Raw genomic sequence first — 1,397 nt, 5'->3', positions numbered from 1 at the left:
CTTCGAGATCGCGGTTTCCGACCCGCAGGGCAACACTATCCTGGTGCCGGTGAGCTTCGATGTGACCCCGGTCGACAACGATCCCCCCATTGCCGACCCGAGCCCGCTGGTGGTGACCGAGGACACGCCCGCGACCGCACATCTGAACGCCTACGACCCCGATGGCGGAGTGCTGAGCTACAGCGTGAGCGCGCCACCGGCGCACGGAACTGTCGTGATCAATGCGGACGGCAGCTATACCTACACTCCGAACCCGGACTTCTTCGGGCCGGACAGCTTTGAAATCACCATCACGGACAGCTCCGGTGCCACCCTGGTCGTACCGATCGGCTTCAGCGTCGCGCCCGCGAACGATCCCCCCTCCGCCAACCCGCCACTACTGGTCGTCCCCGAGGACGGCTCGGCGACCGGGACGCTGAACGCCTCCGACCCCGATGGCGATCCGCTGGGCTACGCCTTGGCGACCCCGCCCGCACACGGCACGGTCGTGCTGAACGGCGACGGCACCTATATCTACACCCCGAACCCCGATTACTTCGGTGCGGACAGCTTCAGCGTCACCATCTCCGACGGCCAGGGCGGCGTAATCGTCGTCCCGGTCAATGTGAGTGTCACGGGCGTCAACGATCCGCCGGTCGCCAACCCGCCACCGCTCGTCGTCACCGAGGACACGCCGGCAACCGGCACGCTCGGCGCCTCCGACCCCGATGGCGATCAGCTGACCTTCACGCTGAACACGCCGCCGACCAATGGCACCGTCGTGCTCAACCCGGATGGCACCTACACCTACCGGCCGAATCCAAGCTTCAACGGCTCGGATGGCTTCTCGGTCTCGATCAGCGATGGCAACGGCAATGTCATCCTGGTGCCGGTGAGCGTGTTCGTCGCCGCGGTGGACGATCCGCCTGTCGGCTCCGACCTCGCCATCACCCTGCCGGAGGACGGCAGCTTCGCGAGCCGGCTCCCGCCCGCCAGCGACCCGGAGGGACAGCCGGTCGGCTATGCGCTTGGACGCCCGCCCGGCTTCGGCTCGGCAGCGGTCAATGCGGATGGCAGTTTCGCTTACGTCCCTGCCCCGAATTTCTTCGGAACGGACAGCTTCACCTATGTCATTTCGGATGGAACGAGCACGTCGGTCCACACCGTCACGATCACCGTGACACCGGTCAACGACGCGCCGGTCGCCGCCAACGACGCCATCGCCATTCGTCAGGACACGCCCGCAATCCTGCCCGTCATGCTGAATGACGGCGACGTCGACGGTGATCCGCTCACCATCATCGGCGCCGAGGCCTCCGTCGGCACGGTCTCGATCAACGCCGACGGCACGCTGAACTATCAGCCGCCTGGCGGCTTCATCGGCACCGCGACGATCACCTACACGATCTCGGATGGAC

General features: G+C 66.3%; 1 protein-coding gene. It reads left to right on the top strand.

The window, feature by feature from the left end:
• Positions 1-1,397, top strand: a 1,397-nt coding sequence (locus ACIPIA_RS16300; protein ID WP_400511019.1) for an Ig-like domain-containing protein, incomplete at both ends; no start/stop codon positions are given.

The organism is Allobosea sp. CER48, assembly GCF_044752385.1.
GTDB lineage: Bacteria > Pseudomonadota > Alphaproteobacteria > Rhizobiales > Beijerinckiaceae > Allobosea.
The sequence above is the reverse complement of the archived record's forward strand: the minus strand, read 5'-3'. Positions and strand labels throughout refer to the sequence as shown.